General features: G+C 70.2%; 7 protein-coding genes. 1 reads left to right on the plus strand and 6 read right to left on the minus strand.

Annotated features, from left to right (window positions below):
* The 3 genes from KDL01_RS36995 to KDL01_RS37005 form a co-directional block, all read right to left on the minus strand.
* The coding region (locus KDL01_RS36995; RefSeq protein WP_212533376.1) for a transglycosylase SLT domain-containing protein at positions 1 to 973 on the minus strand (973 nt) is incomplete at its 3' end.
* Between the two features lie 240 nt (positions 974 to 1,213).
* Positions 1,214 to 1,495, minus strand: coding sequence for a hypothetical protein (locus KDL01_RS37000; protein WP_212533377.1), 282 nt, complete (start codon positions 1,493 to 1,495; stop codon positions 1,214 to 1,216).
* Entirely contained in the window at positions 1,492 to 1,671 is a 180-nt protein-coding gene (locus KDL01_RS37005) for a hypothetical protein (protein ID WP_212533378.1), read from the minus strand. The genes KDL01_RS37000 and KDL01_RS37005 overlap by 4 nt, the downstream gene beginning before the upstream one ends.
* 334 nt (positions 1,672 to 2,005) lie before the next feature.
* Between KDL01_RS37005 and KDL01_RS37010 the strand changes: the two genes are divergently transcribed.
* Positions 2,006 to 2,992 carry a LuxR C-terminal-related transcriptional regulator gene (locus KDL01_RS37010; RefSeq protein ID WP_212533379.1) on the plus strand — a complete coding sequence of 329 codons (987 nt, stop codon included), beginning with the start codon at positions 2,006 to 2,008 and terminating at the stop codon, positions 2,990 to 2,992.
* 309 nt (positions 2,993 to 3,301) lie between these two features.
* Here KDL01_RS37010 and KDL01_RS37015 read toward each other — a convergent pair whose 3' ends face one another.
* From KDL01_RS37015 to KDL01_RS37025, 3 genes are all read right to left on the minus strand, one after another.
* On the minus strand, positions 3,302 to 4,942 hold the full coding sequence (locus KDL01_RS37015) for a DUF8189 domain-containing protein (RefSeq protein ID WP_212533380.1): 1,641 nt from the start codon (positions 4,940 to 4,942) through the stop codon (positions 3,302 to 3,304).
* Positions 4,943 to 5,017: 75 nt separating this feature from the next.
* The gene (locus tag KDL01_RS37020) at positions 5,018 to 5,689 is read right to left on the minus strand and encodes a hypothetical protein (RefSeq protein WP_212533381.1); all 672 of its coding nucleotides are present in this window, start codon (positions 5,687 to 5,689) and stop codon (positions 5,018 to 5,020) included.
* 1,345 nt (positions 5,690 to 7,034) lie between these two features.
* Positions 7,035 to 7,616 (minus strand): ATP-binding protein (locus KDL01_RS37025; protein ID WP_212533382.1); only part of this gene is annotated, 582 nt, incomplete at its 5' end.

A 7,616-nucleotide genomic window follows, 5' to 3' on the forward strand; every position in this document is an offset into this window, starting at 1 on the left:
CGGCCGGGGAGGACGGGGTGCCCGAGGGGGTGCTGCCGGCCTGCGTGTACTGGCCGGGATCGGTCAGGCCCGTGGCCGGGGCGGTGCTCTGCAGGAAGTTCTGGTAGGCGCCGGTGGCGTAGGTGGACCAGGGGTCGAAGCCGTTGTCTCCGGCGGCCACGTCGGCGTTGTACTTGGAGACGGCAGCCTCGGCGTTGTTCCACGGGTCCAGTATCTGGAAGTCGGTGCCGTAGGAGGGAACGGAGTTACCGCACGTGATCTGCCACAGACCCCAGCCGGCCCGGTCCGCACCGGCGCCGCAGTAGTCCACGCCCTGCTGGATGATCCCGGGCTCGAAGCTGCTTTCCGCGCCGGTGATCGCCGCAGCTGTCTCCGCCACGCTCGAAGGGCCGCCGGCGGCGATCCAGTACCCCTCGATCTGGGCATAGCCGAGCGTCCCGCTCGCCGCGGCAGCGTGCATGATCCCGGGGGACAGGACCGAGGATTTCAGCTTCGGCGAGGGTGGGGCGATGGCGACCGGTACGGGGGTCTCGTCGAAGGTCAGGTCGCGCATGAATCCGCGCGGAGTGGCACCGGTCACGTGCAGCACCAGCTTGGTGAACACCGTTCCCTGCCCGGGCTCGGCAACCGGGTCGGTCAACGTGAACTGCGCGCTGGCGCTCTTCCATGAGGTGGCGCGGGCGAGGTCGGCGGCGCCGCTGCGCCAACTGACTTGCCCGGTCGCCGTCGCGCCGGTCGCGGACCAGCTCGTCCACTTCAGACTCTTCGCCACCTCCCCGTTGTCCGCGCAGGTCAGGACCATGCTGGTGGGATGGGTGACCGCGCTTCCCTCGCCGCAGACCTGCACGGCCGGGGAGGTCGTCTTGGTCGTCGTGGCGGCGTTCGCGGGAAGCGCGGTGAAGGCCGCGGCGGTAGCGGCGGCGGCGAGGACGGTGGTGGTCCTGCGGGCGAGGTTGCGGGTGCGTGCGGACATGGCTGTGCCTTTCGGCCGAGTGGACGGATGCGGCTCAGGACGTGTGCCGGAATCGGCGGTGCGGGCTGCGGGGGACTAGGGAGTGTCTTCAAAGGGGCGTCGGGTCAGGCCGCGGCGTCTGACGCGTGCGCTCGCAAGGCGCCGGGCCGCGCGCATACTCGGTCGTCTGTAAGCGGTCCGGCAACGCCGCGAGCGTGCGTGGCAGGCGTCGCGGCCCCGACGAACCTTTGAAGACACGACCTAGCGCGCGGTGGAGATGGACCAGGCGCTGAGGGCCGGTGAAGTGTGGGCGAGGGTGGCCAGGAGGGTGCGCGCGTGGCGATCCGGGTCGGGGATGTCGTTGCGCAGGAAGAACGTGAGGTCGATCCCGTCGGGCCCGGCCCGGGCTCTGATGTGTTCGATGCCTGCGCCGGGCGGGGCGAGGGCCCACAGCACGTCATGGATCAGGTGCGCGTCGGCCTCATGGGGTGCCGGCCCGGCCGGACGGGTCAGGCGGAGTTGGACGAGATGCATCCGGATCACGACCAGCAGCCCGCGCAGTCGGCGGTGGCAGTCGATGTGGCCGTGCCGGTCAGGGTGCCGCTCGCGGTGGCTGTAGCGGGGACCGTGCCCGACAGGGCCTGCACGCCGGCGGGGGCGAGGACCGTCAGGGCGAGCGCGGCGAGGGCTGTCACGATGGCGCGAGCGGTTTTCGGCATGGGGGTATCCCTGTCTGGCGTCGGTGGTGTGTGAGAAACGGCCCTGATGCGGGGTCCGGGAGGTTTGTCTGCTTCCTGCTTCCTGCTTCCTGCTTCCCGGCTCTCCGGTTCCCCGTCCGGCTCGGTGATTCCTATCCTGCGCCCGCCCTGACCTGGGGGGAAGAGCTTCGCCATGGCACCAAGGGGGCTGGCACCAAGGTGACTGCCGAAGCGCACGGAGCTGCGTCGTCGACGCGGTATCAGCGTCCTTGCGAACTGTGCCGGCAGCCTGGCAGGATGGCCTAAGTAAATACACTGAAAGCGGGGCTATTCAAACGCGGCGCAGGGGGAGTCGATGCTGGAGCTGCTGGGGCTGGACGTGGTGGGGCAGGCGGTCTATCAGGAGATACTCGCCGAACCGGAGTTCGGCGTCGTCGAGCTGTGCGAGAGCCTCGGCCTGACTGAGCACCAGGTGCGCGCCGCGTTGGACCAACTCGCGGACCTGGCCCTGGTGCGCACCTCGCGCGACCGTCCGGGGACGTTGCACGCGGTCGACCCGCAGGCGGGCTTCGAGGCGATCCTGCGCCGACAGGAGGAGGACCTCGCCCGCCGCCAGCAGGAGCTGGCCGTGGGCAAGGCCGCCGCCGCTCACGCCCTCGCGCAGTTCGCCCACCTGCGCCCGAACACGAGCCGGGACGGTGCGACCCGCCTGATCGGCCTCGACGCCGTCCAGGCCCGGATAGAGCAGCTCGCGCGGGACGTGCGCAGCGAGCTGTGCTCGGTGACCCCCGGGGCCGCGCTGCCCGCCCAGACCCTGGAGCTGGGGCGGCCGGTGGATGCCTTGATGCTCGAGCGCGGGATCACCCTCCAGGTCCTCTACCAGGACGCGGTGCGCAACAGCACGGCCACCTTCGCGTACGCCCAGTGGATGACCGAACAGGGTGCGCAGGTGCGCACCGCGCCCCTGCTCCCGCCCCGGCTCCTGATCTTCGACCGGGAGTACGCGCTCGTGCCGATCGACCCGTCCGACCCCGCCGCCGGCGCGCTGTGTACCCGCGAGCCCGGCATGCTCGCCTCCCTCATCGCCCTGTTCGAACAGGCGTGGAACACCGCCATCCCCCTCGGCGCGGACAAGACCCCCGACGGGGCCACCGGACTCACCTCGACCGAGCGCACCCTGCTCACCCTCCTGGCCGGCGGCATGACCGACGAGGCCGCGGCCAAACGACTCGGCGTTTCGCTGCGCACCGTCCGCCGCCAGATGGCCGGCCTCATGGAACGCCTCAACGCCTCCAGCCGCTTCGAAGCCGGACTCAAAGCCGCCCAGCGCGGCTGGCTGTAACGAAGAGCCGCACGGATCGAGGAACTGGCCTGTGGCAGGCCGCGATCGCCATCGTCGGCGCCCTGGACTCAGACCGGGCCGCGAAGCGCCGACCCGCCGCAAGCCGAGCAACGGACTCGTCCTCGTCGGCGCAACAGCCTGCTGATCTACCCCAGAGCCGAATGCCAGGCCGACACACCCTGGCCCCCATCGTGCGGCTACGCGTCAGGGCTGGTGGCCCGGTCGGAGAACCGACCGGGCCACGTTTGCATTCGTGTGCTGATTCGACGGTCGGCCGGCCGGCTTGCCGGCCACCGTCTCCGCCGCCGACTACTCGGCCGAGCCGCCCATGCTCACCGGGCTGGTGGTCCAGCCGCCGCCCGCGTTGTACCAGGCGTGCCACATGTGGTTGTCGGCTGTGCCCTTCCAGAACACATCGATCGTGCCGTCGGTCTGTCCGGCCGCGAGCGGCTGGGTGACGGTGCCCATACCCAGGCTGATCGCGGGGGCCCACTCCACGCCGTAGTCGTTCGAGAAGACGTGCCAGAGGTTGCCGTCGGTGCCCTCGAAGAAGATGTCGGTGGTGTAGTCATGCGAGGTCACCGGCGAGGGGACGGTGCCCGCCATGACGTCGCCGCCGAGGTCCCGCGCGCTCGAGCTCCAACCGACACCCGCCGTGTAGTGGCCGAGCCACACGTGGTCGTCGTTCGCGCCGCGCCAGGTCACGTCGATGGTGCCGTCGGCGTGGCCGGTCGCGGTCGGGCTGCTGCCGAGCGTGCCGTAGCCGAGGCTGGCCGCGGCGGTCCAGGACGTCCCGTAGTTGCTGCTGAAGACGTGCCAGAGGTTGCCGTCGGTGCCCTTGAAGAACACGTCGGTGGTGCCGGCCACGGAGGATACCGGCGCCGGTACCGTGCCCGGGGCGATGTCGCCGCCGAGGTCGATCGCGGACGAGCTCCAACCGACGCCCGCGGTGTAATGGGCCAGCCACAGGTGGTCGTCGTTGGCGCCGCGCCAGAACACGTCGATGGTGCCGTTGGCCTGGCCGACCGCGTACGGGGCGCTGCCGAGCGTGCCGTAGCCGAGGCTGACCGGGGTGGACCACTTGCCGCCGGTCGTGTAGGAGTGCCAGAGGTTGCCGTCGGTGCCCTTCCAGAACGAGTCGACGGTGCCGGCCACGGTGGTCACGGTCGAGGGCTCCGAGGCGAGCGTGCCGCCGACACTGCTCGGACCGGCCCAGGAGGACCCGGCTACGTACCAGTCGTGGTCCGCGGTGCCGTCGGTGCCTTGGTAGAGCAGGTCGACCGTGCCGTCGTTCTGCGCCACCACCGGCGAGGCCTGGTGCGAGCCGTCCGGAGCGGTGGAGCTGGGGCTGGGGCTGCCGGCGGCCAGATCGTTGTACTGAAGGGCCTCGAAGTCGCTCATCGCGTAGCCCTCGAGGGTGCTGTCGTCGATGTTGTCGGTGGACTGGTTGGTGACCTGGCCGGTGGTGTGCTCGGCGTCGTAGGCGAAGTCGCCGGAGTTGTCGGTCCAGTGGTCGAACAGCACGACGTGGTCGGCGGTGTAGTCGAGGGCGTCACCGGGGTTGATGTTCTCGTCTCCGGAGATGTTCGAATCGGTGACGGTGGCGACTTCGGGCAGGGTGGAGGTGACCATCGAGGTGGTCAGGCCCCAGGCCATGGAGACGAACCCGGAACAGTCCATCCGGTAGGGGCCGCCGGTGCCGGAGTCCTCCCAGCCCTCGGTCTGGGAGTAGGGCACCTGGGCGTTCATCCAGTCCTGGGCCCGGGAGATGATCTGGGCTCGGGTGATGGCGTCTCCGGGCGCGGCCGGGCCCAGGGTGCCGGTGCCGTTGGACGTGTCATAGCCGGAGGCCACGATGGAGGCGTGAGCGATGCCGCCGAGGCAGGTGGCGCCGAGCAGGGCCGCGGCGACGGTGGTGGCGGCGCGGCGGGCGGTGGTGAGCTGGGTCATGGGGATGGTTCCTTTCGATAGTCCGTCGGCTGTTCGGATACGGTGATCGTCCGAGGTGTCTCGGACGCCGGGGGGTTACTGTGCCGACTCCTTGAGGAGCATGGTCAGCACGCCCGGGTCGGCGGCCGTGTGGTACGCCGCGGCCTGGCCCGGAAACTCGGTGAACTGCAGGACGATGAGCTCGCTGTCGCTCACAGCCACATAGATGTGGTTGATCTGCGGGCCGGCGGCGGACATGCCCATCACGCCGGTCCAGCGCCGCTGCCACGCGTCGGCAAAGGCGCTGCCCGCGGTTTTCGCGACCTGCGCGTCGGAGGTGATCCCGTTCTTCTGCTGCAGGGCACGGCTCACGTCCTGGCACCCGGCCATGCTGGTGGCGATCGCACTCAAGGCGCTGCGGGCGCCGGACGTATCGGCGAACGTGAACGTGTCCTGGATCGCCACGTTCTGGCCGTCGCCACCGGAGAAGGACTGCTGCACCCAGCCCGAAGCACCTACGACACTCGCGCATTCGTTCTCGCCGATGTCGTGGCCGTCGATGGCGCGGGTCACCGGGACGCCGACCGGCTTCCACTGCTCGACCGCGAAGCCGGGTACCTGGCTGCTCGCCAGCTGCGGGCGATTCCGCGTGGGGGCGGCGACCGCCGGAGAGGCACTGACGCGCACAACGGCGCGGGCGGTACTCGCCGGCAGGGGACCGGGCGATCGGGAAGGGCCGGCGGCTTGACTCTGCGTCGGCGGGGACATCGGCACGATCGTGTGCTGCGGCGCACTCGCGGCCGGGCCCGCAGGAGCAGCCGCCCCGGCTGAATCGGCCATCACCAGGGCGAGGCTGCCTGCGCCGAGGGTGGCCAGGGTCGCTGCCAAGGCGAGGGCGTGGCGTCGGTTGCGTCGGGCGGTGGTCATCATGATTCTCCGTTCTCAGGGTCGTGTCCGGTTCGCGGGCGTGGCGCACGGATCGGGGGCGGCGACGTTCTGGCGCGGGGAAGGACCAGACGGACCGGTCCCAGCCGCCGGGCGCGTTCCCCGCCGGCGGCGTGAGGGCGGTGGCGCTGAAGCCCGCCGGCGGCGCAAGGGCGGTGGCGCTCGAGCCCGGCGGCACGGGAGACATCTCGATCGCGCGGAGGCACAACCGCGGCGCCAAGCCGTCGACGGCTGCCGGCTCGGATTCGCCGTGGTGCGACGGTGCCGGACCGACGTCCGGTGCGCGCGGCCCCGGCCGGGCCCTGATGTATGCGAGCCGGTCCGTGAGCAACGCCGCCACCGACAGCAGGTCGATGGCGAGTTCCGGGCTCACCCCCGCGTGCCCTGGCCCCGACCCGGACGGTCGCGACCGTGGCGCGGGCGAGTGTGAAAAAGGCATGGCGGTATCCCCAAACGGCATCGGCATGGTGATCGTTTGTGCGGGCTCGTGGACGGCCCCGCCTGCTTGCCGGTCTCAGTCCTTCCGGCTGCTGAGAAAGACTCTTCCAGACGTTGATCTGCGGCGGAACAGGTCCGGGCTGACTCCAACCGGCCTGGCACCTAGGTGCCGATTCCGTCGCCGGTCAGCGTGTGGGAGATCTGTGTTGCCGGAGTGCGCGCGGCGCCGTAGCGGCGTAGTGCTCAGGCCGACCCGCAGCATCGGTAGCGGCCCGGTGCAGCCGGCCGCTCACACCTTTGATGGTTGTGTGAACGCACCGTGAGTCGCCTCGCCTCGCTTCGGCTCACCGAACGCGGCGTCGGCCGACAACGCGAGCATCGGCAGGATGTGCCGCGTGGAAAGCCGACGCGAAGACGTCCACGAAGAATGACCACGCCCAACAGCCACGCACTCGAACTGATCGCCCCCACCTCGTTGGCACAAGGACTTGAACGTGCTCGCCGCCCTGGCGAGCCAGGCCGGGAGCCCGGTCCCAAAACCTCGATACCCGACCCTCGCGGATCACTTCGTTCAGCTCACGAGTCGGCTGATCGGCGGCTGCCCCGTGTCAACGGCCACGAAGTGACCTTGTTGGGCGGACAGCGGATGGCGAGGCTGGCGGACAGCGGAAGTCCAGGCTGGTGCCCACCGATGTCCCGGTGGGCGGCCGTGGGGTTCCCGCGAGGATGGTCAGGCCAACGGGACCACCCCCTTGCCGGCCAGGGCCTGGGCGAGTCGGTGCGAATCGCCGGAAGTCAGGACGAGATGCGCGTGGTGCAGTAGTCTGTCGACAGCGGCGGTCGCAATGGTCTTAGGCATGATCGTGTCAAAGCCTGAAGGATGAATGTTGCTGGTCACGGCTATCGAGCGCCTCTCGTATGCGGCATCTATGATCCGGTAGAACGCCTCGGCGGCTTCAGCTTGGACCGGGAGCATGCCGATGTCGTCGATGACGATCAAATCGGCCCGGCAGATCCGGGCGACGGTCCGGGCGGTCGAGCCGTCGATCTTCGTCTTGGCGATGACGGCGTGCAGGGTCTCGAGGGTGAACCAGGCGACCTTCAGGTCCTTCTCGATCGCGGCGTGCGCGAGGCCCTCGGTGAGGTGACTTTTCCCTGTACCGGACGGGCCCGCGATCACCAGGTTCTCCGCGCGGCCGATCCATTCGAGGGTGACCAGCGCGTTCTGTGTCGCCTCGGGGATGGTGGACTCCTCCGGGCGCCAGGAGCCGAGGGTCTTGCCGGTGGGGAAGTTCGCGGTCGTGCGCCGGAG

The sequence above is a fragment of the Actinospica durhamensis genome, assembly GCF_018139695.1.
Classification (GTDB): Bacteria; Actinomycetota; Actinomycetes; order Streptomycetales; family Catenulisporaceae; genus Actinospica; species Actinospica durhamensis.